The following is a 26,622-nucleotide window of genomic DNA, read 5'->3' as shown; positions in this document are numbered from 1 at the left end:
CCGGCCCGGAGACACAGATGATCCTTCCCCTGATCGCCCTGCTCGCGGCGGCGGAGCCACCCCCTGCCCCGAAACCGGCGCCGCTGCGGTTGAACGATGTGAGCGTGGTCGGCACGCACAACAGCTACAAGCTGGCGATGCCGGCCGAGACCATGGCGAAGGTGCGGGCGGTCAGCGTGCCGATCGCCGAGATGCTCGATTATGCGCACCGGCCGCTGGCCGAGCAGCTCGACGCGGGCGCGCGGCAGCTGGAGATCGACGTCAATTACGATCCCAAGGGCGGCTTCTACGCAAAGGGATCGAACGACCCGAAGCTGCTGCAGCCCGGGTTCAAGGTGCTGCACATTCCGGGCATCGACAATTCGAGCAGCTGCGTGCTGCTGACCGAGTGCCTGCGGATCATCCTGCGCTGGTCCGACAAGCATCCCGGGCACGTGCCGATCATGCTGATGTTCAACGCCAAGGACGAGAAGAATGCGTGGCGCGGCGGGATCGACGCGCTTCCGTTCGATGCGGCGGCGTGGGATGCGCTCGATGCCGAGATCCGTTCGGTGATGCCGGTGACGAAGCTGATCGTGCCGGACGAGGTTCAGGGCAGATATCCCACGCTGCGCGACGCGGTGCGCGCGGGCAACTGGCCGACGCTGGACAGGGCGCGCGGCCGCTTCCTGTTCACGCTCGACGAGACGCCGGAGAAGGTGGCGGGCTATCGCGGCGCGCGGAAGTCGCTTGAGGGGCGGGTGTTCTTCATCAGTACTGACGAGGACTCGCCAGCGGCGGCCTATCTTACCATCAACGATCCGGTTGCCGAGGGCGATCGCATCCGCCGCGACGTCGCGGCGGGCTATCTGGTGCGGACGCGGGCGGATGCCGATACCAAGGAAGCGCGGGTCAACGACACCAAGCGGCGCGAAGCGGCCTTCGCCAGCGGGGCGCATTATGTCTCGACCGATTATCTGTGGCCCGATGCGCGGTTCGCCGGCGGCTATCAGGTGCGGTTGCCGGGCGGGTTGACGGCGCGGTGCAACCCGGTGCGGCGCGCGGCGGATTGTCCGGCCGGGCGCCTGGAGAAGCGCTGAGTCAGCCGAGCCTGTCGAAATAGACGAAGAAGAAGCCGAGCTGGCCGAGGATGGCCACAGCGACCAGACCGAGCTGGACGCGGCGCGAGGCGGTGACCGCGCCGAGCGCGCAGCCCAGGATCGAGAGCAGGGCGCGGGCTGAGTACATCAGCCCATTCGCCTCGAAATAGGCCACGCCTTTCAGCAGCGTATCGCCGATATCGAGGAAGAAGGTCAGCGCGATCAGGCCGAACAGCCATTTGCGGCGCGACAGGAAATACTCGTCATACCCGTCATAGCCGTCCAGATCGCCGGGGAAGAGGATCGCGCAGATCAGGAAATAGCAGGACGCATAGGCGAAGATGAAGAGATAGCGGCCGAACGTCCAGTCAGTGATGTGGCTGAGGCGGAATTCCCACCACCAATAGCCGATGACCGACAGCAGCGCCCAGGCAACCCAGCCGAGATGGACGATGCTCAGCTTCCGCCTGCCGGGATGCTCGACAAAGGCGGCGAGGCCGAGGAGCAGCCGGCTGACGCTCAGGCCGAGGATCACCCCCACGATGACGCGAACGTGCAGGAAGAGATCATTGGCCATGAGCGTCCTCGTGCAGGAAGGTGGCAGATCGCGCGACCGTGGGCAATCGCGCGACCACTGGATTCCGTGAACGACCCGTACTATGTATGGGTTGTTGTATGGATACAGAAAGCATGCACGATGATGCGGTTGGAAAATGACTCGGACAGGTTCCGCTGGATCCTGAAGGCCGGGTGGAAGGGCCTGTGCCCGCGCTGCGGCAAGGGGCATATGTTCACGTCCTGGCTGAAGGTGACGAAGGAATGCGAAGTGTGCGGCCTCGATTACCGGTTCGCCGCGCCGGATGACGGCCCGGCTTTTTTCTCGCTATGCATCGTCGCCTTTCCGTTGACCTTCCTGCTGGTGTGGATGGAAGTGGTCTATAATCCGCCGCTCTGGGTGCATCTGGTGACATCGATTCCGCTGATGGTGGTCGGGTGCCTGTTGCCGCTCCGGCCGATCAAGGGATGGCTGGTCGCCTCGCAATATGTGAACCGGGCGCAGGAAGCGGGCACCGGCGCCTTGTGGAACAAGCTGCACGGCCGCACGCCGGAGGAAGGCGCCGGGAATTTCGATGACTGACACCTGGCTGCCCGATCTCGCGCGGAGCAGCGGCGCCAAATATCAGGCGATCGCCGATGCGATCGACGCGGCGATCACACGCGGGGAACTGCGCCGGGGCGACCGGCTGCCGCCGCAGCGCGAGGTCGCCGCCAGGCTGGGCGTCGACCTGACCACGGTGACCAGGGCCTATGACTCGGCCGGGCGGCGCGGGCTGATCGAGGCGCGCGGACGCGCGGGCAGCTTCGTCGCCGCGATCCACGAGCCGATCGTGCCGCCGCCGCTGGTCGATACCGGCATGAACATGCCGCCGGAGATTCCGGGCGGACTGCTGAGCCGGGCGATCACCGAGACATCGGCCGCGCTGCTCGCCGGATCCGAGATGGCGTGGCTGCAATATGCGCCGGCGGGTGGCGCGGCGCAGGACCGCGCCGCCGGCGCCGCGCTGCTGACCCGGCGCGGCCTGGCGAGTGGCGAAGAGCAGGTAATCGTGACGGCGGGTGGGCAGAATGCGCTGCACGCGATCCTGACCGCCACGCTCGGCGCGGGCGACATGGTGGCGTGCGGGCAGTTCGTCTATCCCGGCTTCAAGGCGCTGGCGGAACGGCTGGGCCTGATCCTGCTGCCGCTCGAAGCGATCGACGCCGCGACGCTCGATGTGGCATGCCGCACGCATCCGGTACGCGCGCTCTATGTCGTGCCGACCAACGACAATCCGACCACCGCGACCATCGTCGCGGCCGAGCGCGAGGCGATCGCCCAGGTGGTGCGGCACCATGACCTGCAGGTGATCGAGGACGACGCCTATGGGCTGCTCGCCCGCAATCCCGTCCCGCCGATCGCTGCCTTCGCCCCCGAACATTGCTGGTATGTCGCGAGCCTGTCGAAGATCGTGACGCCGGCGCTGCGCGTCGCCTTTGTCCGCACGCCAAGCGTCGGCAGCGCGATCCGCCTCGCCGCGGACGTGCACGAGACCGCGATCATGGCGCCGCCGCTCAACGCGGCGATGGTGACTCGGTGGATCGGCGACGCGACGTTCGAGCGGCTGGTCGCGGCGATGCGCGGCGAGATCGCGTGGCGGGGGCAGCTGGCCGACGAATTGCTCGGCCTGGCCGGCGGGCGCGCGGGCGAGGGCTATCATCTGTGGTTGCCCCTGCCCGGCCATCTCCGCGCCGATGATCTGGCCGCAGCGATGCGACCGCTCGGTCTGCCGGTGGTGGGTTCGGGCAGCTTCGCGGTGGGGCGCGACGATAGCCAGGCAGTGCGCGTGTCGCTGGGCGGGTTGCTCGACCGGGAGCGGCTGGCGCGGGCGCTGCGCGTCCTGCACGGGCATCTCGGCCAACCGCTCGGCAAGGCGCTCCCGCTGGTCTGACGAACACGATCGATTACAGCCTGATTGCATGAAGGCCGGATAGCGCGTGCGGCGGAAGGGTTGAATCAAGGTCGGCAGCGCCCTTGCTGGGCGATGAGTCAAATCGCCCGCCGCTCCGGCGTAGCCTAATCGCGAGTCCATGAGGGGAACGCGGACACAAAACAGGCGCGGTGTGTTGGAGCGTTTTGGCACAGCCGATCACGAGCGACGGTTTCGTGGCGGCGCCGGCCGGGTATACTCCCGCTTTGGCGCGGCGGGGGTGGGCCGCAATCTCGCCCATAGGAGTCTTACGGCAATGACGATACGGACAGCATGGATCCTGCCAACGGCACTCGCCGCGGCGTGCGCGGGCATCGCGGCACCGGCAAGCGCGGGCCAGGCGCAGCAGAACAGAACGACCGAGCAAGAGGCGGGGCGGATCGTCTCGCAACCGGCGCGCGACGTGGGCGTGGCGAAGACCAAGATCCCGCCGCTGCTCGTCCAGGTGAGCGAGGCGCCTTACACAACGCGCGGCGCCGGTACCTGCCGGCAGATCGCCAGCTCGATCTCGGCGCTGACCGGCGTGCTCGGCCCGGATTTCGATGCCGACGGTACGCCGAAGAAGCGCAACCTCGCCAAGGCCGGCGGCGAGGCAGTGGTCAATTCGCTGATCCCGTTCCGCGGGCTCGTGCGCGAAGTGAGCGGCGCAGCGCCGGCCGAGCGGCGGCTGAATGCGGCGTTCGACGCGGGCTTTGCGCGCCGCGGCTTCCTGCGCGGCCTGCAACGGGCCAAGGGTTGTCGGGTATAAGAGGATCGACGGCGGCGCGGACATGAACCACGCCGCCGCCGAAGGGTCTAGCCGGTGGCCTGGAGCGCGTGCTTGAGATCGCGCATCTCGTCATGGCCGGCGCGAACCGAGCCATAGGCAGTCTGGATCGCCGATTTCGTCCCGGCGGACAGGTCCTGATCGTCGAGGGCGGATTCGAACTTCGCCTTGATATGATCTTCGCCGCGCTCGACCTCGTTGACGATCGCCGCGTCGTCCTGGCCAGTGACGGCGGCCTTCAGGTTCAGGAAGGCGCGGTGCGCACCGGCGAGTAGCGTACCATCATCCTCGGGATTGCCGCCGAGGCGCGATACTTCGGCCTGGAGCGCGGAGACGACCTGGCGGCGCTCCGTCGCGCGGGCGGTGAACAGCTGGCCGTAACGGCTGTTCTCGGCGTCCTTCGCTGCCTCGGTATAGCCGTCGACGCTGTCGAGCGTCGTGGCGATCAGGCCGTTGAGCGTGCGGATGTCGTGGCTGGTCTCAGTCATGGAGAGCTCCTGATTGCGTGAGCGGACTGAACGCGCACGCCGGAGAATGGGGCCGTATCAGCGCGGGTTTTTCTCGCTGATCGAGATCAAGCGGGCACGAGCACGCGCCGCAGCAGCGGCAGGAGCTGATCGCCCTGGCGCCTGATCTCGGACAGATAGGGCGTGTCCGACAGCACGAAATGCGTGATGCCGAGCGCCTCGTACTTCCGCAGCGACGCGGCGACATCGGCGGCCGAGCCGACCAGCCAGGTGGTGCCGGCGCCGCCGCCGCCGAACTTGCCGGGCGCGGTGTAGAGATTGTCGTCGAGCACCTCGCCGCGCGCATGGAGATCGAGCAGCCGCTGCTGGCCGGTCGCGACCCAGGTCCGGTGGTCGTTCCAGCCCCTGCCCTCGCCCTTCGCCATCTCGGCGACCTTGGCCTCGGCATCGGCCCAGGCCTGTTCGGTGGTGTCGCGCACCAGGGTGGTGATGCGCAGGCCGAATTCGAGCGGCGGGAGATTGCGGTCGAGATCCCTGCTCAGCCCCTTCAGCCGATCGATCCGCTCGCGCACGCCGTCGAGCGGTTCGCCCCAGAAGAGCTGGACATCGGCCTCGGTCGCGGCGACCCGCTCGGCCGCGGCGGAGGCGCCGCCGAAATAGAAGCGCGGATGGCGCCGGTCGCCGCGGGCCTGCAGGCGCGGGGCCACGGTCGAGCGGGTGACGCGGAAATACTCGCCGGCATAGGTCACCTCCTCCTCGGTCCAGAGGCGGCGGACGAGCTGCATGAACTCCCTGGTGCGGGCGTAGCGCTGCGCCTGATCGCCCTCGCTGTCGCCATAGGCGGCGAGATTGTCCTGGCCCGACACGATGTTGATACGCACCCGGCCGCCGCTCAGATCGTCGAGCGTCGCTGCAGCCGAGGCGAAATTGGCCGGGCGCCAATAGCCGGGGCGGATGGCGATCAGCGGCTCGAAGCTGGTGGTGCGCGCAGTGAGCGCGGTGGCGAGGGTGAAGGTATCGGGCCGCCCCCAGCCGGTGCCGAGCAACGCGCCCTTCCAGCCATGATCCTCGAGCGCTTTGGCGTGCTCGGTCAGCGTGTCCAGGCTGCTGGCGCCCGCCGGCGTGGTGTCGCCGCGATGGCCGGCGCCGATTTGATTGGGGATGTACCAGAGGAATTCGGAATCGCTGCTCATGACGCACCTTGCTGGAGTATTCCTATCGATCTGATAGGAATTAAGCTGCCGGAGCGCAACAGGGTGAATGCGGGGGCGGAAAGAAGGTGTGGACGGGCCGCGGCAATGGCCGCGTGTTACCAGCCCTCGACGATGCGGTTGACCGTCTCACCGGGGTTGCGGTGGCGGTGCCATTTGAGGAAGCGGACGGCGGCGCGGTTCATCGTGCGGCGATCGGCGACGAGCAGGCCGGGATCGTCCATTTTCTCCGCGAGGTCCTCGAGCAGCGGGGTGAATTGCAATTTGCCGATATGCTGGTCGAACAGCGCGGCGAGCAATTCGCCATATTGCGCCTGGGCGTGAAGAGAAATGTGGTAGAGCGCCCAGCTCATCACCAGGGCGAGCAGGGCGAGGCAGAGCAAGGCGGGCGGCGGGGGCAGCACCGTGAGATAGCGCGTGCCCGTCAACCAGCCGGTCGCGGCATAGGCGGCGCAGACCGGCGCGGCCAGCGCCAGGCCGAAACTGGCATAGATGGCGCTGTCGACGATCGCCTGCTGGTCGTCCAGCTCCCCGCGCAGATCCTTGTCGATCGAGACCCAGAGGCGATACCAGGCGAAGACGCCGTCCAGCCCGTATTTCCGGTCGGGATAGGATTCGAAGGCCTTGAGCAGATTGCCCATGCGCGTGGGGTAGAGCGCGCGTTCGACCCCGTCGGACCCCGCGGGATATTCGCGAATCATCAGGCGCAGCTCGGTACAGCGCGGATCGGCGCGGTCGAGCGCATCGGCGCGCGTGCGCAGGCGCGCGAGGCGGCGCTGCTGCCAGGCGACGCCCCAGGCGCAGAGCCGGGCGGGCCAGTAGCGCCGACCCTCGAACACCATGTAGATCGGCATGTCGAGCAGGAGCGTGAGCCAGCCGAGGCAGAGGATCGCGACCGGGAAGCTGACGCTTTCCGCCACGGTGACCCGGAGCGTGGCCAGCGCGGCGGTGATGAGCGGCCACAATATCGCGGAAAACAGCGCCCCCGGCAGAACGAGACGGAGGATGAGCTTGGTTGCGATGTCGAACGGCAGCTTCATCAATCGTCGGGAGACGTGCCGGACCCGTGCGGCCCGGCCATCGGCGCGCTATCCGGGGCCCATTCCTCCTGCTGCTGCTGCTGCTGTTGTTGCTGTTGCTGCTGTTGCTGTTGTTGCTGTTGTTGCTGTTGTTGCTGTTGTTGCCGCTGCTTCGGCCTGATGCCGAAAAAACGCAGCACACGCCGCACCAACCTTGCCAAGAAACCGGAGTCGTCCAAGGCATTCCCGCTCATCGCCCATTCCCCCACGGATCAGGAGCCCCGGCATAGCATCGAATTGGATTCACGCGAAGGCGCGAAGGCGCGAAGAAGATGTGTCCGGCAATTGGAGACCGGACGGGACAATCACCTGGATAGTTGCTTCGCGTCTTCGCGTCTTCGCGTCTTCGCGTGAATCTTAATGCGCCGGAGCGCGCCGCGGGTCGCGACGCCCTTGCTGGCGGGTGGATCTTTGCCGGCGATGAGAAACAGCGGTGCGCCCTTCGGGTTCGCATGGCGGCTTATAAGCGCCCGGGCGGCACGGTTGAATCAAGCGCGGCACGGGCCCGGTATTTTGCGGGTGCCGGACGATCCCCTATTTCCTCACCGAAAAGCCATAGGGGATGTACAGGAACAGCTCCGTATTGCTCACCTGCTGCCAGGCGATGGCCTGATCCAGACCGGTGACGTCGAGACCATAGTCCGCCCCGTAAAAGCTGAGCGCGTGTTGGGCGCCGGCGGCGATGCGGCGATAGATGTCGTCGCGATATTGCTCCGGGTTGATGATGGTGAGCGCGAGCTGGCCCTTTTGCGCGATCTGCGAGCGGCCGGTGGCGGGCACGGATTTGACGAAGCCGTTGATCTTTTGCTGGGCGTTGCCGATCGAGCCTTCCAGCTTCGTCTTCACCTTGAGATGCACGGTCGCGATGCTGCCGTCATCCTCGAACCCCGGCGGCGGCTTGTCGCCGTCATCGTCGTCATCCTCGTCGTCGGTCGCATCGGCCTTGCCGGCCAGGGCGGGAAACCGGTCCTGCCAGTTGGCGCGCGTGACCTCGACCAGCTCGAACTGACCGGTGACGAGGCTGAACCCGTCGCGTTTCGCGCGGTCGATCGCGTCGAGCAGCATGGCCTGGACCTCGCGCTTGCGCATGTCCGCCTCGCGCGAATCCGACACGATCTCGATCGTGCGCACGGCCGAATCCGCCATGCGCTTCAGCCCGATCACCGGCGGCGGGCGGACGATGGAGCCGGGGGCGGAAATACGCTGGCCGGTGACGACGATCTCACCGCCCCCATCCTGGGCGAACGAGGGGCCGGCGACGAAGACCAGGCAGCCGAGCACCGCACAGGCAAAGGCTTTCATGGCTCTTCTCCCGACCGGCATCATTTGGGAAGGATCATGTAGCGATAGGGCACATAGAGGAACACGTCGGTGCCGCTCACCTGCGACCAGGAAACCTGGCCGTCCACGCCGCTGACCTGGACGGCATAATCGGGGCCGAACATCGCCGCATAATGGCGGGCATTGTCCGCCACCAGTTGCACGATGGCGTCGCGATACTGATCCGGATTGACGATGGTGAGCGCCAGCGCGCCCGACTTGTCCACGGTGCCGCGGCCCGAGCGCGGCACGCTCTTGATGAAGGCATCGAGGCGCTTTTCCGCATCGGCGATCGACCCGGCCAGCCTGACCTTGACCATGAGCGTCGCCTGGCTTGTATCGACGCGCCCGGCCGAGACCAACGGCAGATCCTGATAGGTCGCCCTGGTGACCGGAACCAGCTCGAAGCCGCCCGTGACCAGCTCGACCCCCGCGGCCCCGGCACGATCCAGCGCGGCGAGCACCATGGTGTGGATCTCGCGCTTGCGGGTCGCCTCGTCGCGCGAGTCCGACGCGACCGCGATCTGCAGCACCGCGGCGTCCGCCTGCCGGCGGAGCCCGACGACCGGGCGGTCCTGCTGCGCATAGCGGGCGTTGAGCCGGTTGCCGGTAACGACGACTTCACCCAGCCCGGGGGGCGGTGCAGGCGCATCCTGCGCAAGGGCCGGAACGGCGGCCCCACCAAGGATCGCGGCCGCCAGAAAAAGTCCTGGTCTCATCCCTGGTCTCATCATCGTCTCTCCCGGGAGGAGGGTCGGTCGATTCGGCGCGGATGGCAAGCGGCAATGCGACGGTGCCCGGGCTTGCGTGCGGACACGCGCATTAACCGCTTGTTGTCGTGCGACGGCATAGGGCGGTACGGTGACGCTGCTCGCTGAAATATGGGCCCAGGCCCGGCCGGTCGCGATCGTGAGCGCGTTCAGCCTGTCGCTGATGACGGCGCTCGAACTTCTGTTCCCGCGCGAGAAGCAGTCGCTGCACCAGAGGCTGATGGGACTGGGAATCTGGGCGTTCTACGTGCCGATCAGCATGGTGATGTACAAGCTGTTCCATCATCTGTGGGTCGCGATCGGCATCAGGCCGCTGATAAGCTTGCCCATGTCCTTCGACTGGGCGGGAATCCCGGGGATGGTGATGGCGCCGATCGCGGCCGCGCTGATCTACGACTTTTTCTTCTACTGGTTCCACCGGGCCCAGCACGCCCTCGCCTGGCGCTTTCATGCGGTGCACCACTCCATCCGGGAGCTGAACGCCGCCAATTCCTACCATCATGTCAGCGAGCCGATCTTCCAGGCGGTGTTCCTGTTGCTGCCGGTAAGCCTGATCGTGACCGATACCGGCCCGACCGTTCCGGCGATGCTGATCATCCTGCATCTCCAGGCGTCCTTCCTTCACTCGCCGACCCGCATCAATCTCGGGCCGTTGCGCGTGTTCTTCTGCGACAACCAGTTCCATCGCATCCACCATTCGCTCGAAGAGAAGCATTTCGACCGCAATTTCGGGGCCTTCACCACCCTGTGGGATCGCCTGTTCGGCACGGCGTGGTTCCCCGCCAGGAACGAATGGCCCGACACGGGGCTGGCGGAGATCGACCAGCCGCGCAGCCTGCGGGCCTGGGTCGACCTGCCGATCAGGTTCCGGCGCGGGCGCCCGGACGAACCGGCCGAGTCCGCGCTGGTCCATTGAGCCACGCCGCCGTGCCGCCGCGGCGGCGGTGACCCGGCCTCACCGCGACGGCCGTGGTGCCTTGTCCTTGTTGCGCTTGTCGGCGACGAAGCTGTGGCCGCCCTCGCCCTTGTAGATGTCGAACAGGCCGATCGCCTCGAACAGCTCGGGGAAATTGCGCATGCCGTAATTGCGCGGGTCGATCGAGGCCTGGCGCTTGGCCGCGCTGCCGGCGGCGGGCATCGAGGCCCAGCCATCGTCCCAGGCGGCCGCCTCGACCGCGCCGCGCAGGATGGTGACGAGGGTGGCGTCCTGGGCGAGGACCTTGCCCGGCGATTTCGGCGGGGACGCCTCGGCCTTGGCCTTTGCGCCGGCGCCGGCGGCCTTGTCCTTCTTTTCGGCGGGCGGCGCGGCGGGGGCCGGTGCGGCGGGATCAGCGAGGCTGTCGAGATAGAGGAAGGTGGTGCAGGCGTTGACGAACGGATCGGGCGTCTTGCGTTCGCCAAAGCCATAGACGTCATGGCCGTTGGCCTTGAGCTGCATGACGAGCGGCGTGAAATCCGCGTCGCTGGAGGCGATGCAGAAGCCGTCGAGCTTCTGGGTGTAGAGCAGTTCCATCGCGTCGATGACGAGCGCGATGTCCGTCGCGTTCTTGCCGGTCGAATAGCTGAACTGCTGGATCGGGCGGATGGCGAAGGCGTGCAGCTTCTCCTTCCAGCCCTTCAGGCCGGCGCTGCCCCAGTCGCCATAGGCGCGGCGGATATTGGCGGTGCCGTATTTGGAGAGCTCGGCCAGGATCAAGGCGATCTTGGTGTGCGAGACATTGTCGGCGTCGATCAGCAGCGCGATGCGGCGATTGGGGGCCGGGGTGGTGGGTTGATAGTCTTCCATGATGTTCTTTCGTGTCGGGGCCCGATCGTTTGTCGGGGCCCGCTTATGGGGCGCGGCGCGATGTTCCGGCGGCGCTTGGTGGATGGCGTGATGGCGGTGCGTGAGTCGCCGGTGCCGGATGAGGGTAGCATAGGGTGGCGGGGATTGCCGCTTCGTGCGGGATGATCAGCCCGGGACATAGGGCACCTGCCTGTCGGCGACGCGGGCCATGGCCTTGCGCAGGCGCTCGACCAGGCCATCGGACTCGGCGTCGGGCCCGCCGACGCCGGCCCATGTCTTCGGATCGCGGGCCCGCAGCCATTGCAGCCCGGCGCGGACATCTGCCCGCACTTCGCGGGCATAGCGGACGATGACCGGGGCCACGGCGCCGGCGGGCAGGAAGACGCGGACCGCTTCCTCCACATAGCCGATCGCGCGTTCGTAGAGCGCGCGCTCGACGCGCTCGTTCGCCCTGGCCTTGCCGAGCGCGGTGGCCTCGGCGAAGTCGGGATAAGCGGCGCGCCAGCGGATGATGGTGGCGCGCGAGACGCCGAATTCGGCGGCGAGTTCGCGATCGGTGAGACCATCGCCGCCCTGCGCGCGGGCGCGGCGGGCAAAGGCGAGTTTATAGGGCGGGCAGGCCTCGGTCATGCGGCGCGGTGTAGCCGGGTGGCGGCGTGGTTTGAATCGAGCGACCGCGCCGTGTCGGGCGGGGTATCGGCCGGAGATGTGGGACACTGGCTGTGTCATATCTCCCGTCGCGGCGGCTGGTGCGAGTCAGTGAGATTTTATACCTATTATTCAACTATTTATACTGACTTTGGTGCGGAACTGGCTCTAATCATTTCCCGGCCGCATCCCTTTTGCCGCGCAGAGCGTTTCGCTGTGCGAACGAACGGGAGGAACGGCATGAGGACTTCGCAACACCGGTACCGGGTCGCCATCGGAATGGCCGTGCTGCTCGCGCTGGGCGCGTGCGACGGCAGCGGAAAAGGCGGGAATGCCGTGACCATGGCGGGCGCGGCTGACTCCGCCCAGGCCAAGCTGAACGCCTATGTGACGGGATATAACAAGCTGATCGGCACGTTCGGCCTGCCCGAGACCGCGGAGAAGTACGAAGCCGCCAAGATTCCGAGCCAGTCCGCGACCGACAGCATCATTGTCAGCGACGGCTGGATCGAACAGGCCACGACCGAGCTCAAGCAGGCGCGCGCCCTGCCCGGCGGGCCGGCCGACCTCGACCAGGCGGGCGACGCGCTGATCGCATCGCTGGACAAGCTGCTTGCCCGCCTGCAGCCGCTCAACGTCTATTATGACAGCAAGGCGTACAAGGACGACAATCTCGCCCGCGGCAAGGCGGAAGATGGGCCCCTGCTCGCCGAGTTCAGGGCAGCGCTCGCCAGCAGCGAGGCATTCAACGCCGTGCTGAAGCGGGAACGCAAGGCCCGCACCGACGCCGAACTCGCCGAGATGAAGAACAAGGGCGACACGCTCGCCTACTCCACCAAGCTCGCGCTGCAAAAGTCGGAAGCGCTGGTCGACCTGTTCCACGGATCAGCCGATCTCCGGAACCCGGCGCTGATCGCGAAGGGCGATGCGCTGGTTGCCGAGATCGAAAAGGCGCTCGACGAGCAACGCGCCGCTTATGCCAAGGCAAAGGCAGCGGCCAAGACGCCGGCCGAGGCGCCCGCCGTCACCTATTGGACGACCGAGAGCAGCCTTACCACGATGCTCGGCTATTATCGCGACCTGAAGCAGAATCCCGAGCCGCGGGCCGCGGAGTCGATGATCAAAGCGTATAATCAGGCGATCGAAAGCGCGAACATGATCAGGTGAAGCGCCGGCGCGGCTACGCCGCCCGGCGGCCGCGCCGCACCGGGCCGGCAGGAGACGGGCGGCAGGGCGGCGGCCCGCGGCGTGGGCGGCTTGATCCGTGAACGCGCGCGGGCGCTGGACCCGGCGTTGCATCGGGCGAGCGGTCTGCCGGAGTGTGACAATGGCGTGCTTTGGCAGCGTGCTTTGAAGGGGGTGGATATGGGGAAGCAGGCATCGTGGTCGGCCTTGAGCCGGGATAGGCGGGCCGCTCACTCCTCGCCGAACAACCGGGCGAACGCGGCCTCTGCCGCGACCAGGCCCTCGTCGGTGAAGACCACCGACTTGTTCCTGTTGCGCGGATTGTCGAGCAGGCCCTTTGCGTAAAGCCGATCGGTGGCGCCCCAGTCGAAACCATTCCAGGCGCGGCGACCGTCGTGCAGTCCGAGATAGAGCAGCGCGAGCGTGGCTTCATCGATCCTGTCATGGTCGATCGGCATGGGGGGATTGGAACTCAGATTACGGTGGCGGTCAACGGCTTTGGTGCGGTTTTAGTTGTTAGTCAAAAAGCACAGTTGCTGCGATTCCGCGATATCACCGCAACACCGCTACAATAGACATCAAGAGGCTCGCGCCGGGCAAGCCGATTATTATACCAACAGCCGTTAACGCCATGAACGGACGGTCCTTGTCGTTGAACGAATGTACGACGGCCACCATGGCGCCCCATCTGTTCAACGGTGGCTTATTAGCGTTGTGGTTACCGGCTCGGCTGGGGACAGCGCTCGCCTCATGTCGCGGAATTTTTTTCACCTTTTTCATACCGCGAACTCCATAAAAGAACCTGATCATCTTCTTCCGGATCCGTCACCTGTCATTCCGCAGTGTTAGCTCCATGTTGACGATGCGATTACAGCGGATGTGAGGCTCCACGCGGCACCCGCGCTTTCCTTGAGAAAATCAGATGACATCCACTCCCCCTGTGGAAGGAAAGTCGCCTAGACCCGACGTGCCCCAACCGCGCATTGCCTAGGTTTAACGAGCGTCCGAGGGTCGAAGCCTAGAGGCTTTATGCCCCGCCGGAGCCTGGCCGCGATGTCCATCACCCCCGAATAAGGATTTCGATGGCATCGACGGGAACATTGAAATTCGCGGCCAACCCCGCCTTAGCTTGGGCTATCGTGAGCGGGCGCACGGCAGGCGCGTCACCGGTCTCTTGCGCCCCGACATAGCGGAACGTGACCTTCTCGTTTGCGAGATCGACATCAAAGGCGTTCCAACCGGCACTTTGCCATGCCAAGCCTTGAGCGCGGTCTTGGTTTGCCCACCAAGCGGCATATTGCCGGGCGCTTGGGGGGAGCGGAAAACCCAAAACCTGTTCCACATCGTTGAATGTGGCATTCCATGATTCACCGTCCAACGATCCAAGATGAAGCGTAAGGTTGATATACTTAGACATTAGCGCATCCTAAGGGCCGGAAACGCTAAAATACATGATCCTCGTTATATGTCAACTGTGTGTATAATCTGCCTTAGACGCCCATGTAATGCAATCCAGACCGCTGGCCGTCAACGGACGAGACCACAATCGCAGAGCGTCACGGCGGGACCAAAACCGGCGACGCCCGCGTCGGATGCGCCCGCGCGGGGCCACCGGGGGTTAAGAAAGCGGGCACCGTATCCTCTGCCCAGCAAAACCTCACGAAAGGTCGGGCGTGCTCAGCCTGTCGCGCCAGCGCCGCTTTTCGATGGTGCGGACGTTCGGCTCGTCCTTCAGGCTGGCCAGATAGCGGGCGAGGTCGACCAGTTCCGCGTCATCCTCCGCGCCATCATAGGCACGCGGATAGATCGCGTTGCCATAGTTGCGGATGCATTTCTCGGGAGTATCGTCGACGATCAGCACGCGCTGGAGCGGCCACCCGGCCTTTCGCACCTTGGTGAGCGGCTTGAGGTAATGGAGATGGTCCCAGGGATCGAGCATATAGCCATCGTCATTGGGCGACACGCGGCGAAGCGTCGCGCGGCTGCGACCCCAGACGAAGTGAAGCGCGGCCGGATCGGGGAAGATCCGGTCCACCACCGCCTGGACATAGGCGTCCGACGCGGAGGACCAGACGGCCAGTTCGAAATGCCGGGCACATACGGCGAGGAACGTATCGAGATGGGGTCGGCGATAGACGTGATAGCCATAGACCGAGAAGTCGGCTGGCCGAGCCAGCGGCGTCTCGGTCGCGTAGATCAGCGTCTCGTCCAGGTCGAGGATGAGGAGGGTTCTATCTGGAGATGGGTGTGCGGGTGGCATGATGGACGCAGGCTAGCGCAGGGAACACAGGCTTGTCTTGCGGTTCGCTCGGCGAGGATTTGGTTCGTGCCGAGTCCTCGAAACCACTCTGCAATACCCTCGGTGGGCGCCATTGCGGTAGGCGCTCGGGGTAGTAATTAGTAAACTGTCACCGTAATTCCCGCATGCCGGCAAATTTGTTTTGTTGCTGTAACGAGCGCGACACTGGTCTACGTTACTCTCGCCGACCAGGCGGTGTGACCCGTGAAGCGCTTGAGGCGCTGGATCGAGCATTGCATCGACGACCAGGCTGCGGGCGCCGCAGCAGTGGCGTGCTTTGGCGGCGCACTTTGAAATGGGGGTGGATATGGGCAAGCAGGTAATCGTGGTCGGCTTCGATCCGGCCAGCATCGATTTCACGAGCGACTTCTTTCGCGGGAAGCCGATCACGGCGCAAACGATCCAGGCCGGGATCGATGCGGATCGCGAACGGGTGGCGGCGGCCGGGCACGATGCGGAATGGGTGATGGTGTCCTATTCCGGCGACCCCGCAGCCGAGGCTGCGCGTTTGCGCGAACGACTGGCCGCGAGACCCGCCGAACTGGTCGTGATCGGCGGTGGCGTCCGGCTGGACCCGGCATCGACGCCGATGCTTGAGGCGCTGGTCAATGCGGCGGCGACGGCCGGTGCGCGGCTGGGCTTCAACACCAGCCCGACCGATATCGCGGAGGCGGTGGAGCGGGGCTGATCGGCATAGGTGGGGTTGAGGTTGAGGCCGAACGACGCTGAAGGCGGCGTTGCGGCCAATTAGTGCACCGTCACTGTAATTCGTCACTGTAATTCGGCAACTGCGCGCGTCAGGATCACGGTTGCCGCCTCGTTAGAGCAGGCTGCGCAGATGCCGGTCGCCGCGCCGCGAGATATGGCCGTCATAATCGACCTCGGCCGATTGGATATCGCCGGGTGGTTAGCCCCAGCCACGCCCCCATCGCGCGGTTTTTCTTGACGTTCTGCGGCTCCTCGATCGCTGTGACAAAGGACGTCGCACTGACCGTGCCGACCCCGAGGATCGACATCAGCAGTCGGCACGATGCGTTGGTGCGCGCTGTGGCGACGAGCTGCCGGCTGAGGTCAGCGGCCTGGCCGCGCAACGCCCGCGATCACCCCATGTAATTCGTCAACGGGTTGATGCGGGGATAAAGACTGTGCAATTCGACGCTCGATTAAAATGTGCGGTACCAGAGATTAATTGGCCTCATGCGACGGCCACCGAACTCTTTAAGGATGACGCTGATGGCACTCAGTTATGCCGTCGCCATGAAATGCCCTCGTACCAACCGGGAGATATGATTCATGTATATTCTAAAAATTCGTCCCCGGTGGCTGTACTTAACACTCTCCGGCATTTGCTGGCCAGCCTGCGCACAAACGACCCTGCAACATGTTTCGAATAACACCGCCCTTCAAACATTATCCACTGTCACTCTTCAACGAATCATACGCGATGGGTTCTCGACGGCGGGAGATTCTCCACCTGTCACTTTTACCGCCAGTGCCAGCGCGTGTGCCCTGAACAGCGGCGCAGGCGACGGCGTGTCCCAGGTGCCCAGTGCAAACGGAAAATGCTGGCTTGCATCGACCACGTTGTTGGATATTCGAATGCCCGGCGGGGCGACGACGGCATCATCGTCCATCAACGCGACAGCTTTGACTAACATAGTCAATGCCGCCGGGGTCGCCTATGTGCCCGAAGGGCGCTTTCCGACGAATATCGGCTCTTCAGTAATGCCCGCTCCTTTGAAAGGGGTTGGCCAGATTGGAGATTCCTCGGGAAATTGGCGGGCGCCAAAATTCGACCTGATAAGGCAGGCACCATCAGCTTTGGGAACATATTCATCGCCCGACACCGCATTCAATGGTGATTGGCGTCACGCCGCTGGAGAAGAGTACCGCATCTACGGCGCCGCTACGCTCGGCCAGCCTTCTACGGGATACCAATTCACGCCCGAGGCATCGCCGCATTATCTTTCGATCTACAATGCATCCGGCTGGAATCAATCAACGTCAGGCAATGACGGGCGCACGGCGGCGGTCGGCTATCGCATTCAAAGCTATCAGGCGGGGCAAGGCGATCTGATCAATTTCAGTGGTACGTGCTTCGTGACGGGGCAACGAGCCGGCGCCACCAATTTTCTCGCCAACCCCGCGTGCAGCCTGTTCGCGGGCGATGCCTTTGCCGGTCAAGACGGAGTGTATCTCAATCCCATCGAGATCAATCTCGATGACCAAGGCAATGACGTTGCTGGCATCGGTGCGGTGTTCAACCTGCGGCGTACAAGCGCGATCGGGAATCTCGGCACGATGTGGGCAGGCGTCAGGCTGCAGCAGCAAGGCATCGGAGCTGTCGACACCGCGTGGAGCGCCACCGGCAAATATCGGTTCGGCCTCGATTTCTCAGGTGCGACGTTCGGCACCGACCAAGCCGCGCTCACCATCGCGAGGGGCCAGCGCATTTACGGCAACACAACCAATTCGGACCCCAACCTTCGCTTTCCCACTGCACTCGGAAACGACTGGATATCCAATGAAGCGACGATCCAAGGCTGGGAGTTCGTCGTTGCCGGCTCCAGTCAGCTTCAGATCAACGCGTCGCAGGTTACGGCCCTTCAGCCGGTTGCAGCCGTTGCCCTTACAGGGACCGCGAACAACTCGGCCGTCACACTTGCCGGACCTGGTTTCGTCGGCTCCGGAGCCTCCGTCGCCTGCGCAACAGGCCATAGCTGCGATCAAGTCTCCGGGACTTATACACTCAATACGGGCAGCGGCTCACTCTCAATCGGCCCTGTCCTAACGCTGACTTTCGGGATCGGACGGGGCCGTATTCCGAACTGCGCCATCAGCCTGCAAAGAAATGGAGCACCGCCGACGCCCCTCCTTGTCGCCAAGGTCGCGGCGACGTCTGGCATCACGTTTTATCCCGGTGCGGCTCTGACCGCTTCTAGCAGCTACAGTCTCGACTATTTCTGCGGCGGATCGTGACGGATTGACCCTCGCCTGATGTGAAAGCGATCTCGAAACAGCGCATTCTCGAAGGATTCTTTCATCTCCGCCATCCCTCGTCACGGGAATAGTTGGATGTGGGATGAACGCAGACGACGTTTGCGGGGGTAGTAAGAGAGAAGCGGCGACGGTGATACCGACTGGTCGAACTTTGCTTTTCTTTCCTCGGAGAAAAGCAACCCTTCGACATGCTCAGGGCGAGCGGAGAAGGTGATCTCAGATTCCAGCCGCTCGTTTCATGGCCTCACTCGCGGGCGAAGGGCGGAAGGCAGCTTCGAATTCGGGTCGATGCAGACCCTCTTGCTTGCCCCCTGCCTTCTGGCGACTCGGTGATTTCGCGGGTGTCACACTCAGCCTTCCGCGGCTGCACGGCTCCCTCCCCTCCTTCTGAGAGAGAGAGAGAGAGAGAGAGAGAGAGAGAGAGAGACTAGGGAGAGAAATTATTCCGCCGCCACCCGCTCCCGCCCGCGCTCCAAGAGCGGCGCGAGATACTGCCCGGTAAACGACCCCTTGGTCTTCGCCACCTTCTCCGGCGTGCCCTCCGCGACGATCTCGCCGCCCTTCACCCCACCCTCCGGGCCTAGGTCGAGCACCCAGTCGGCGGTCTTGATGACGTCGAGATTGTGCTCGATCACCACGACCGTATTGCCCTGGTCGACCAGCGCGTGGAGGACTTCGAGCAGTTTGCGGACGTCTTCGAAATGGAGGCCGGTGGTGGGCTCGTCGAGGATGTAGAGGGTCTGGCCGGTCGCGCGGCGGGACAGTTCCTTGGCGAGCTTGACGCGTTGCGCTTCGCCGCCCGACAGGGTCGTCGCCTGCTGGCCGACCTTGACATAGCCGAGGCCGACTTCCGCCAGCATCGCCATCTTGTCGCGGATCGGGGGGACGGCCTTGAAGAACTCGACGGCGTCCTCGACCGTCATGTCGAGCACGTCGGCGATCGACTTGCCCTTGAACTTCACCTCGAGCGTCTCGCGGTTGTAGCGGGCGCCGTGGCACACGTCGCACGTCACATAGACGTCAGGCAGGAAGTGCATCTCGATCTTGAGCAGGCCATCGCCCTGGCATGCCTCGCACCGGCCGCCCTTGACGTTGAAGCTGAACCGGCCGGGCTTGTAGCCGCGCGCGGAACTCTCGGGCAGGCCGGCGAACCAGTCGCGGATCTGGGTGAAGGCGCCGGTATAGGTCGCGGGGTTGGAGCGCGGGGTGCGGCCGATCGGCGACTGATCGATGTCGATCACCTTGTCGAGATATTGCAGGCCGGTGATCTTCTCATGCTTGCCGGCGAGCACGCGCGCGCCGTTGAGCTGGCGCGCAGCGGCGGCATAGAGCGTGTCGATGGTGAAGCTCGACTTGCCCGAGCCCGACACGCCGGTGATGCAGGTGAAGGTGCCGAGCGGCAGGCTGGCGGTGACGCCGCGCAGATTGTTGGCGGTGGCGTTGTGCACTGTCAGCTTCTTGCCATTGCCCTTGCGCCGCGTTGTCGGCACCGCGACCTCGCGCGTGCCGTTGAGATAGTCCGCGGTGATGCTGTCCTTGTTGGCCAGCACCTGATCGAGCGTGCCGTGCGCGACGATCTCGCCGCCATGGACGCCCGCGCCGGGGCCCATGTCGATGACGTAATCGGCGGTGCGGATCGCGTCCTCGTCATGCTCGACCACCAGCACGGTGTTGCCGAGATCGCGCAGGCGCCGCAGCGTCTTGAGCAACATGTCGTTGTCGCGCTGGTGCAGGCCGATGCTCGGCTCGTCGAGCACATAGAGCACGCCGGAGAGCCCCGAGCCGATCTGCGAGGCGAGACGGATGCGCTGGCTCTCGCCGCCCGAGAGCGTGCCCGAGGTGCGATCCAGGTTGAGATAATCCAGGCCGACATTGTTGAGGAAGCCGATCCGTTCGAGGATCTCCTTCAGGATGCGTTCGGCGATGGCGTTCTGCTGACTGGTCAGTTCGGACGGGATGGCGGTGAACCAGGCGAGCGCATCGACCACCGACAGGCGGGTGACCGAGGAGATGTCGCGCATGCCGATCTTGACCGCCAGCGCCTCGGGCTTGAGGCGGGCGCCGTGGCAGACTTCGCAGGCGGCGCTGCTCTGGTACTTGCTCAGTTCCTCGCGCATCCAGGCGCTTTCGGTCTGGAGCATGCGGCGGTTGAGGTTGCCGATGACGCCCTCGAAGGGCTTGCGTACATCGTACGACTTCTTGCCGTCGACGAAGGTGAGCGTGACGGGCTTGCCGGCGGTGCCGTGCAGGATGATCAGCTTCACTTCGCCGGGGAGATCCTCCCACGGGGTTTCCAGGCTGAAGCCGAATTCGCGGGCGAGGCTGCCGAGGACCTGCATGTAATAGGGCGAAGGCGGGTTGGATTTGGCCCAGGGCACGATCGCGCCCTTCTTGATGCTGAGCGCGTGGTTGGGAACGACGAGTTCCTCGTCGAACAGCAGCTTCTCGCCGAGGCCGTCGCATGCGGGGCATGCGCCTTGCGGGGCGTTGAAGGAGAAGAGGCGTGGCTCGATCTCGGCGATGGTGAAGCCGGAGACCGGGCAGGCGAATTTTTCGGAGAACACGATGCGGTTGGCGGGGATGCCGGTGTTCTTCATCTTGCCTTCGGGGACGAAGGTCTGGGGGGCTTCCTTGACCTTACTCCCCTCCCGCTTGCGGGAGGGGTCGGGGGAGGGCGTGTCACCAAGGGCGGCGCTGCTTGCGGACAGGCCCTCCCCTAGCCCCTCCCGCGAGCGGGAGGGGGATATTTCGGCCACCGTCGTATCGACCAGATCCACATAAGCCAGCCCCTCGGCCAGCTTCAGCGCAGTCTCGAAGCTGTCGGCGAGGCGGGTGGACATGTCCGGGCCGACGACGAGGCGATCGACCACGACCTCGATGTCGTGCTTGTATTTCTTGTCGAGCGCGGGGGCTTCGTCGATCTCGTAGAGCTCGCCGTCGATGCGGACGCGGGTGAAGCCCGCTTTCTGCCACTCGGCCAGTTCCTTGCGATACTCGCCCTTGCGGCCGCGCACGACGGGCGCGAGCAGGTACAGGCGCGTGCCCTCGGGCAGGGCCATGACGCGGTCGACCATCTGGCTGACGGTCTGCGCGGCGATCGGCAGGCCGGTCTCGGGCGAATAGGGGATGCCGACGCGCGCCCAGAGCAGGCGCATATAATCATAGACCTCGGTGACCGTGGCGACCGTGGAGCGCGGGTTGCGGCTGGTGGTCTTCTGCTCGATCGAGATGGCGGGCGACAGGCCCTCGATATGATCGACATCGGGCTTCTGCATCAGCTCGAGGAACTGGCGCGCATAGGCCGAGAGCGACTCGACGTAGCGCCGCTGCCCCTCGGCATAGATGGTGTCGAAGGCCAGGCTCGACTTGCCCGAGCCGGACAGCCCGGTGATCACCGTGAGCGTGTCGCGCGGGATGTCGATGGAGACATCCTTGAGGTTGTGCTCGCGCGCGCCGCGCACGGAGATATGGGTCAGCATAGACCGTTATGTTCCATATTTGTTCGGATTCGGCAAGAGCCGCTACCGGGCAATATAGGAACGCGCGGCGCGGTTTCGAGCCGCGACCGTGTTGCTTTCGATCAAGGGCTCGCGCTGGCCTCGACATAGCGGGTGTCGGTCGGCCCGATGCCGGTGATGTAGAGCGTCACCGGATCGGCGCCGGTACGGGCGAAATGGGCGACGTCGCCGGGTTCGGCGTAGAAGCTGCCGGGCGGGAGGGGCTTGAACGCGGCGTCCGATGCCTTGTCGCCGTAACCGAAATACCAGGTGCCGGAGACGACGGTCGCGGTGCGATCGTCGCGGTGGCGGTGGGCGGCGATGCGGGTGTTGGCGGGGACGGTCAGCGCGATGGTGTAAAGGCCGGCCCTGGTCGGGTCGCCCGACAGGATGCGGGTGCGGATGCCCGCGACGCCCGAGGTGCCGGCACCCGCGCCGAGCGTGGGGAGCGCAGCGATATCGGCGGGGGCGAGGCGGAGGTGACCGCCCTCTCCCATCTGAGCCGCGCCCGTGGCGGCGAGCGGCAGGAGCGCCGTCGCCAGCCAGAGCCGCGCCCTCATTTCGCGGGTACCAGGAAGTCGCGGATGAGCTTCACGGTCGCGTCGGGATTCTCTTCCATGATCCAGTGGCCGGAACCGGGGACCACGCCCTCGGTGACATTCTCGGCGCCGGCGCGCATCACCACTGCCATGGTCAGGCCGAAGCTCTTCTCGCCGCCGAGCGCGAGCACCGGCATCTTGAGCTTGCCGTTCGCGGCGAGCCAGGCGCGGTTGTCGATCGCATCCTGATCGAAGGCGGCGAATTGCGCGAAGCCGGAATGCATCGCGCCGGGCATGGCGTAGAGTTTTGCATAATGCTCGCGCGAGCCCTCCGTGAAATGCGCCGGCACCGCGGAGAATTCGTTCCAGAAGCGATCGAGATAGATGCGCTCGCGCCCCGCCACGAGCCGCTCCATGTCGGGCCCGCCGAAACGGAAGTGCCACAGCAGCGGATTCTTGAGGATCTCCTCCCACGGGCCGACGCCGGGGACCGGCGCGTCGATCAGCACGAAGCGCCTCACGCGGTCCGGATGCTGCGCGGCAAAGGCGAAGCCGACCATGTTGCCGATATCGTGGGTGACGAGATCGACCTGGCCGATCTTCAGCCGGTCGAGCACGCCGAGCACGTCGCCCGCCTGAGTCTTCTTGTCGAAGCCGCCGGCCGGCTTGGAGGACAGGCCAAGGCCGCGCAGATCGGGCACGATCACGGTGTGGTCGCGCATCAGGTCGGCCGCCATCGGCGCCCACATGTCGCCGGTCTCGCCATAGCCGTGCAGCAGCACGACCGCGGGACCCTTGCCGCCGACCCGGACATGGATGGTCGCGCCGTTGGTGGCGATCTCCTCGGTATGGAAGGCGGCCGGATAAGGCGGCACTTGCGCCGCGGCGGGCGCCGCCATGATCAGCGCGGCGCCGGCGAGCATCAACGAACGAAGCATCGGATTTCCCCTGTTTGGGCGCCATCGGGGCCGCCCGTCTTGCCGAGGAAAATGATCGCTATCGGTTGTTCGGACTAGTAGCATAAAGCTGAAACTTGTGTCCGGGATAACCGAACGATGATGAAGATGGACGGGCTCAGCGCCTTTGCCGCGATCACTGAGGCCGGATCGATCAGCGCGGCGGCGCGGCGGCTGGGATTCGCCAAGTCGGTGGTGAGCGAAAGGCTGGCCGAGCTGGAGCGCACGTTGGGCACAAGACTGATCCAGCGCACCACCCGCAAGCTGACCCTGACCGAGGACGGCCACAGCTTCCTGCCGCGCGCGCAGCAGATCCTGTACCAGGCGCGCGAGGCGGCGGCCGAGCTGGCGCAGCGGCGCGGGACCTTGGCCGGGCCGCTCCGGGTATCGGGACCGGTCGGCTTCGGCATCCTGCATCTCGGGCCAGCGCTGAACCAGTTCCTGCGCGACCATCCCGATATCGACCTGACGCTGGAGCTGGACGACGGATTCGTCGATGCGGCGGCGAGCGGGTTCGACGCGGTGATCCGCCACGGCCCGGTCGGCGACACGCGGCTGGTGGCGAAACGGCTGGCGGTGACCCGGCGGGTGCTGGTCGCAACGCCCCGCTATCTGGCGGAGAAGGGCCGGCCCGCGACCCTGGCCGAACTGGCGGGGCATTGCGGCATCCTTTACGCCAATCGCGACGCCGACTGGCGCTTCGCCGGGGCGGACGGCTGGACGGTGCTGCGGCCACGCGCGGCGCTCCGGGTGAACAACGGCCTGGTGATGCGCGACGCGGCGCTGGCCGGGCTGGGCATCACGCTGTTGCCGACCTTCTTCGTGCACGAGCAGTTGGCGAGCGGGGCGCTGGAGATCGTCGATATCGGGATCGAGGCGGAGGGCGCCGAGCTGTTCATCGCCTATCTGCGCGACCGCAGCGCCTCGACCAAGATCGCCGCGCTGACCGCGAGCCTCAGGCGCAGCTTCGGCGACCCGCCTTATTGGGACCGGGCTTAGTTACTCTTCCGCCGGAACGGGATGACCAAAGTGGCACGCTCCACGCCGCCGGGGCGGTCGAGGAAATAGACGGTGAAGCCGTCCGGCCCGGTGCGCTGGAAGGTGATGCCGTCGAAATAGAAAAGATCGCCGTCGCGCGCGACCAGCGGGCGATCGACATAGCCCTGCTGCGTCTCCCATCCGGCAAGCGCCGGCGTGAAATGCTTGACCCGCACCGCGAGCGAATCGCCGGTCTCGACGAACACGCTGATCTCGTAAAAGACCACGCCCTGCGGGCTGACCGCGCGGACGAAACCGGGCATGTGACCGAACGCCGCGCCGAGCACGACATGCTCGACCGGCCCCTCCGGCATGGCACCGATCCAATGGCCCTCGATCCAGGCCATGTCGGCGATCCTCGCCGGCGGCGCCGGCCGGCGCTGGTCGAGCAGGCGGATCATCGAACGCGGACTGGTCTGCGCGGCGGCGGTCGCGGGGAGCGCCGCGAGGAGCGCGCACAGGACCGCGCGTCGCGCGAGGCCGTCAGCCGGCATGGTCATGCGTCCCGATCTGGCGCAGCATCGTGAGCGCGCCGTCCGCGCCCCGGCGCCACAGCCGCAGCCCGCCGCCCCGGGTGACCCCGGACGACCCGCCCGCCCGCCAGGCGACGCGGAACTTCCCATATTCCAGGACATAGCCGCCGAAATCCTCGAAGCCGGTATTCCAGACCCGCACTGAGTCGAAAGTCGCGCCGCGCCCCGCATTGACATAGGCAGTGAGAAAGGGGCGGAGCTCCGCGATCCCCGCCCTTGGGGTGTTGGCGAAGGGCATGAACATGCCGTCATCGGCATAAAGCGCGAGCTGCGCGGCCACGTCATGATCCTGCACGGCGCGGGCATTGGCCCGGTTCAGGGCATCGAGCCGGGCGGCGAGCGGCCCGCCGGCGGGAGACGCCGGGGGTGCCTGCGCCGGCAGTGCGACGACGAAGGACGACGGGTCCGCCAGTGGCCGGAGATAGCCACGGACATCGGCCTTGAGCTTCAGCGCGCCGTCCGGTCCGGTGCTCCACACATTGACATATTTGCCGCGCTCCTCCTCGATCCCGCCGCCGGACAGCCGCCAGGCGATGGTGAAGAGGCCGGTTTCGACCAGCACGCCCTTGCCGAGATCGATCACCTCCGCCGCCACCGGGACATAGCCGGTCACGCGGCGGCGGACGGACATGGCGCGCTGATAGGCCGCGATCCGGGTGCGGCCGTACAGGGCCGGCTGATATTCCGGCATGCTGATCGCGTCGGGCAGGTACAGCGCGGCGAGCGCGTCCGCGTCGCCGGCGATCATCGCCGCGCCGAGCCGGCCATGCGCGGCGGTCACGCGGTCGCGCGGCGCGGTCGGCGGCCCGAACAGCAGGTGCCGGGCGAAAAAGGGCAGCACGTCGGTATAGACTCGCCCGTCCTCCCCCCAATGCCGGTCGCGAAAGCCGCCGGCATGCTCCTCTGCCTCGTGCGGCACCCCGAATTCGGCGAGCCGCCGCGACAGCGCCTGGTTGCCGGCGATATGATCCGCAATGGTGTCGCCCCGGCCCCAGTCGATCTTCAGCCCGCGCAGCGATTTCAGATTGTCCGCATAGTCGGGGACGAGGCCGGCCAGATCCATGTCTTCATGGAATCGCTTCATCACCGCGCTGTCGACCAGCAGCTGCCCGTCCACCCGGCGCGCGGGCGGATCGAAATAGAGCGGCGGCCGATCGGGATTGGGCGAGAAAGCCTGGTAGATAGCGGTGAAGATCCGCGAAAAGCTGTCGTCGCCGAGATCGTCGAGCGAGCGGGCACGAGCGAGCAGATCGAAATTCGGGCGGCTATAGGTCGTCTGCACGCCCGGCCCGGTGCCGACCGCCTGCATCCCATACACCGTGCCGAAGATTTCGGGATGACGCATGCCGAAACGGACCGCGCCATAGCCGCCGACCCCGTCCCCGACGACGCCGCGCGAATCCCGGGTGGCGAGCGTGCGGTAGGTCGCATCGACCCAGGGCACCAGCTCGCGCACCATGAAATCCTCCCAATTCCCGGTGGCGGAGGAGTTGACGTACCAGGAACTGCCCGCCGGCGTGGAGAAGTCCGCCGTCACCACGATCACATCGCCGATCACGCCGGCGCCGATCGCCTTGTCGAACAGCGCGCGCGCATCATGGCTGGCAAAGGGCTCGCGATGATCCTCGAAGAAATGATTGAGGTAATAGATCACCGGGAAACGCCGCGATCCGTCGGCATAATGCGGCGGCAGATAGACGGTGACGTTGCGCAGCGGCGAGACCCCGATCCGACTCTCGCCGAAACTGACCGAGCGCAGCTGGCTGGTCACCAGCCGGCTCTGCGCCTCCGCCAGGCTGGGCGCCGCGAGCAGCGCCAGCAACAGGCCGAAAAACAATCCTATGTGGCGCATGGATACCCTCCCCGCTTGCCCGCGCATCGGGGCATGCGGCGGCGGCGGGCGGCAAGGTGCTTTCGCCGG

At 65.7% G+C, this 26,622-nt stretch carries 27 protein-coding genes and 1 pseudogene; 9 read left to right on the top strand and 19 right to left on the bottom strand.

Features of this window, described 5'->3' with window-relative positions:
- Positions 1 to 17: 17 nt before the first annotated feature.
- Positions 18 to 1,079, top strand: coding sequence for a Ca2+-dependent phosphoinositide-specific phospholipase C (locus ACZ1I2_RS08120; protein ID WP_465174466.1), 1,062 nt, complete (start codon positions 18 to 20; stop codon positions 1,077 to 1,079).
- A 1-nt stretch (position 1,080) separates the two neighbouring features.
- Here the strand turns inward: ACZ1I2_RS08120 and ACZ1I2_RS08115 are convergent, their stop codons facing one another.
- Positions 1,081 to 1,656, bottom strand: coding sequence for a hypothetical protein (locus tag ACZ1I2_RS08115; RefSeq protein ID WP_465174467.1), 576 nt, complete (start codon positions 1,654 to 1,656; stop codon positions 1,081 to 1,083).
- Between the two features lie 120 nt (positions 1,657 to 1,776).
- Between ACZ1I2_RS08115 and ACZ1I2_RS08110 the strand changes: the two genes are divergently transcribed.
- The 3 genes from ACZ1I2_RS08110 to ACZ1I2_RS08100 all read left to right on the top strand — a co-directional run bounded on the left by ACZ1I2_RS08110 (position 1,777) and on the right by ACZ1I2_RS08100 (position 4,355).
- Entirely contained in the window at positions 1,777 to 2,217 is a 441-nt protein-coding gene (locus tag ACZ1I2_RS08110) for a DUF983 domain-containing protein (RefSeq protein ID WP_465174468.1), read from the top strand.
- On the top strand, positions 2,210 to 3,568 hold the full coding sequence (locus tag ACZ1I2_RS08105) for an aminotransferase-like domain-containing protein (protein WP_465174469.1): 1,359 nt from the start codon (positions 2,210 to 2,212) through the stop codon (positions 3,566 to 3,568). Before ACZ1I2_RS08110 ends, ACZ1I2_RS08105 begins: the two co-directional genes overlap by 8 nt.
- 295 nt (positions 3,569 to 3,863) lie before the next feature.
- A complete protein-coding gene (locus ACZ1I2_RS08100) occupies positions 3,864 to 4,355 on the top strand; it encodes a hypothetical protein (RefSeq protein WP_465174470.1) in 492 nt (163 codons plus the stop codon).
- Between the two features lie 47 nt (positions 4,356 to 4,402).
- On the opposite strand, the gene ACZ1I2_RS08095 is transcribed toward ACZ1I2_RS08100, so the two are convergent.
- The 6 genes from ACZ1I2_RS08095 to ACZ1I2_RS08070 all read right to left on the bottom strand — a co-directional run bounded on the left by ACZ1I2_RS08095 (position 4,403) and on the right by ACZ1I2_RS08070 (position 9,169).
- Positions 4,403 to 4,861 (bottom strand): PA2169 family four-helix-bundle protein, encoded by a 459-nt coding sequence (locus ACZ1I2_RS08095; RefSeq protein WP_465170189.1) that lies wholly within the window; start codon positions 4,859 to 4,861, stop codon positions 4,403 to 4,405.
- An 86-nt stretch (positions 4,862 to 4,947) separates the two neighbouring features.
- On the bottom strand, positions 4,948 to 6,033 hold the full coding sequence (locus ACZ1I2_RS08090) for an LLM class flavin-dependent oxidoreductase (RefSeq protein WP_465170190.1): 1,086 nt from the start codon (positions 6,031 to 6,033) through the stop codon (positions 4,948 to 4,950).
- A 116-nt stretch (positions 6,034 to 6,149) separates the two neighbouring features.
- Complete coding sequence (locus ACZ1I2_RS08085) at positions 6,150 to 7,091, bottom strand: hypothetical protein (RefSeq protein WP_465174471.1); 942 nt, start codon at positions 7,089 to 7,091, stop codon at positions 6,150 to 6,152.
- Positions 7,091 to 7,324 (bottom strand): hypothetical protein, encoded by a 234-nt coding sequence (locus tag ACZ1I2_RS08080; RefSeq protein ID WP_465174472.1) that lies wholly within the window; start codon positions 7,322 to 7,324, stop codon positions 7,091 to 7,093. Before ACZ1I2_RS08080 ends, ACZ1I2_RS08085 begins: the two co-directional genes overlap by 1 nt.
- Before the next feature lie 340 nt (positions 7,325 to 7,664).
- On the bottom strand, positions 7,665 to 8,432 hold the full coding sequence (locus tag ACZ1I2_RS08075) for a hypothetical protein (RefSeq protein ID WP_465174473.1): 768 nt from the start codon (positions 8,430 to 8,432) through the stop codon (positions 7,665 to 7,667).
- 20 nt (positions 8,433 to 8,452) lie between these two features.
- On the bottom strand, positions 8,453 to 9,169 hold the full coding sequence (locus tag ACZ1I2_RS08070; protein ID WP_465174474.1) for a TonB-dependent receptor: 717 nt from the start codon (positions 9,167 to 9,169) through the stop codon (positions 8,453 to 8,455).
- A 142-nt stretch (positions 9,170 to 9,311) separates the two neighbouring features.
- Here ACZ1I2_RS08070 and ACZ1I2_RS08065 point away from each other — a divergent pair, with 142 nt between their 5' ends.
- Positions 9,312 to 10,136: a sterol desaturase family protein gene (locus ACZ1I2_RS08065; RefSeq protein ID WP_465174475.1), complete on the top strand. Its 825-nt coding sequence runs from the start codon at positions 9,312 to 9,314 to the stop codon at positions 10,134 to 10,136.
- Between the two features lie 39 nt (positions 10,137 to 10,175).
- On the opposite strand, the gene ACZ1I2_RS08060 is transcribed toward ACZ1I2_RS08065, so the two are convergent.
- Positions 10,176 to 11,006 carry an NYN domain-containing protein gene (locus tag ACZ1I2_RS08060; RefSeq protein ID WP_465170196.1) on the bottom strand — a complete coding sequence of 277 codons (831 nt, stop codon included), beginning with the start codon at positions 11,004 to 11,006 and terminating at the stop codon, positions 10,176 to 10,178.
- A 165-nt stretch (positions 11,007 to 11,171) separates the two neighbouring features.
- Complete coding sequence (locus tag ACZ1I2_RS08055) at positions 11,172 to 11,636, bottom strand: transposase family protein (RefSeq protein WP_465174476.1); 465 nt, start codon at positions 11,634 to 11,636, stop codon at positions 11,172 to 11,174.
- Positions 11,637 to 11,894: 258 nt separating this feature from the next.
- Between ACZ1I2_RS08055 and ACZ1I2_RS08050 the strand changes: the two genes are divergently transcribed.
- Complete coding sequence (locus tag ACZ1I2_RS08050) at positions 11,895 to 12,821, top strand: DUF3829 domain-containing protein (protein WP_465174477.1); 927 nt, start codon at positions 11,895 to 11,897, stop codon at positions 12,819 to 12,821.
- A 248-nt stretch (positions 12,822 to 13,069) separates the two neighbouring features.
- On the opposite strand, the gene ACZ1I2_RS08045 is transcribed toward ACZ1I2_RS08050, so the two are convergent.
- From ACZ1I2_RS08045 to ACZ1I2_RS08035, 3 genes are all read right to left on the bottom strand, one after another.
- A complete protein-coding gene (locus ACZ1I2_RS08045; RefSeq protein ID WP_465174478.1) occupies positions 13,070 to 13,297 on the bottom strand; it encodes a DUF6429 family protein in 228 nt (75 codons plus the stop codon).
- A 602-nt stretch (positions 13,298 to 13,899) separates the two neighbouring features.
- A complete protein-coding gene (locus ACZ1I2_RS08040) occupies positions 13,900 to 14,256 on the bottom strand; it encodes a DUF7662 domain-containing protein (RefSeq protein WP_465174479.1) in 357 nt (118 codons plus the stop codon).
- Positions 14,257 to 14,496: 240 nt separating this feature from the next.
- Positions 14,497 to 15,099, bottom strand: coding sequence for an NIF family HAD-type phosphatase (locus tag ACZ1I2_RS08035; protein WP_465174480.1), 603 nt, complete (start codon positions 15,097 to 15,099; stop codon positions 14,497 to 14,499).
- A 346-nt stretch (positions 15,100 to 15,445) separates the two neighbouring features.
- Between ACZ1I2_RS08035 and ACZ1I2_RS08030 the strand changes: the two genes are divergently transcribed.
- Positions 15,446 to 15,826, top strand: coding sequence for a hypothetical protein (locus tag ACZ1I2_RS08030; RefSeq protein ID WP_465174481.1), 381 nt, complete (start codon positions 15,446 to 15,448; stop codon positions 15,824 to 15,826).
- Positions 15,827 to 15,927: 101 nt separating this feature from the next.
- Here ACZ1I2_RS08030 and ACZ1I2_RS08025 read toward each other — a convergent pair.
- Positions 15,928 to 16,232: pseudogene (locus ACZ1I2_RS08025) on the bottom strand (transposase); the annotation flags it as partial.
- Between the two features lie 333 nt (positions 16,233 to 16,565).
- On the bottom strand, positions 16,566 to 16,772 hold the full coding sequence (locus tag ACZ1I2_RS08020; protein ID WP_465170203.1) for a hypothetical protein: 207 nt from the start codon (positions 16,770 to 16,772) through the stop codon (positions 16,566 to 16,568).
- Positions 16,773 to 16,785: 13 nt separating this feature from the next.
- Between ACZ1I2_RS08020 and ACZ1I2_RS08015 the strand changes: the two genes are divergently transcribed.
- Positions 16,786 to 18,117, top strand: a complete 1,332-nt coding sequence (locus ACZ1I2_RS08015; RefSeq protein ID WP_465170204.1) for a hypothetical protein — start codon at positions 16,786 to 16,788, stop codon at positions 18,115 to 18,117.
- A gap of 461 nt (positions 18,118 to 18,578) precedes the next feature.
- On the opposite strand, the gene uvrA is transcribed toward ACZ1I2_RS08015, so the two are convergent.
- From uvrA to ACZ1I2_RS08000, 3 genes are all read right to left on the bottom strand, one after another.
- Positions 18,579 to 21,617 (bottom strand): excinuclease ABC subunit UvrA, encoded by a 3,039-nt coding sequence (gene uvrA, locus ACZ1I2_RS08010; protein WP_465174482.1) that lies wholly within the window; start codon positions 21,615 to 21,617, stop codon positions 18,579 to 18,581.
- Between the two features lie 101 nt (positions 21,618 to 21,718).
- On the bottom strand, positions 21,719 to 22,195 hold the full coding sequence (locus ACZ1I2_RS08005) for a cupin domain-containing protein (protein WP_465174483.1): 477 nt from the start codon (positions 22,193 to 22,195) through the stop codon (positions 21,719 to 21,721).
- Positions 22,192 to 23,112, bottom strand: a complete 921-nt coding sequence (locus tag ACZ1I2_RS08000) for an alpha/beta fold hydrolase (RefSeq protein ID WP_465174484.1) — start codon at positions 23,110 to 23,112, stop codon at positions 22,192 to 22,194. The genes ACZ1I2_RS08005 and ACZ1I2_RS08000 overlap by 4 nt, the downstream gene beginning before the upstream one ends.
- A 117-nt stretch (positions 23,113 to 23,229) precedes the next feature.
- On the opposite strand from ACZ1I2_RS08000, the gene ACZ1I2_RS07995 reads away from it, so the two are divergent.
- A complete protein-coding gene (locus tag ACZ1I2_RS07995) occupies positions 23,230 to 24,129 on the top strand; it encodes a LysR family transcriptional regulator (RefSeq protein ID WP_465174485.1) in 900 nt (299 codons plus the stop codon).
- Here ACZ1I2_RS07995 and ACZ1I2_RS07990 read toward each other — a convergent pair.
- Positions 24,126 to 24,668 carry a DUF6265 family protein gene (locus ACZ1I2_RS07990; protein ID WP_465170209.1) on the bottom strand — a complete coding sequence of 181 codons (543 nt, stop codon included), beginning with the start codon at positions 24,666 to 24,668 and terminating at the stop codon, positions 24,126 to 24,128. The genes ACZ1I2_RS07995 and ACZ1I2_RS07990 overlap by 4 nt on opposite strands.
- Positions 24,652 to 26,553: an alpha/beta hydrolase-fold protein gene (locus ACZ1I2_RS07985; protein ID WP_465174486.1), complete on the bottom strand. Its 1,902-nt coding sequence runs from the start codon at positions 26,551 to 26,553 to the stop codon at positions 24,652 to 24,654. Before ACZ1I2_RS07985 ends, ACZ1I2_RS07990 begins: the two co-directional genes overlap by 17 nt.
- Between the last annotated feature and the right edge of the window lie 69 nt (positions 26,554 to 26,622).

This window comes from Sphingomonas sp. BL-S-29 (assembly GCF_055521495.1).
The sequence above is the reverse complement of the archived record's forward strand: the minus strand, read 5'-3'. Positions and strand labels throughout refer to the sequence as shown.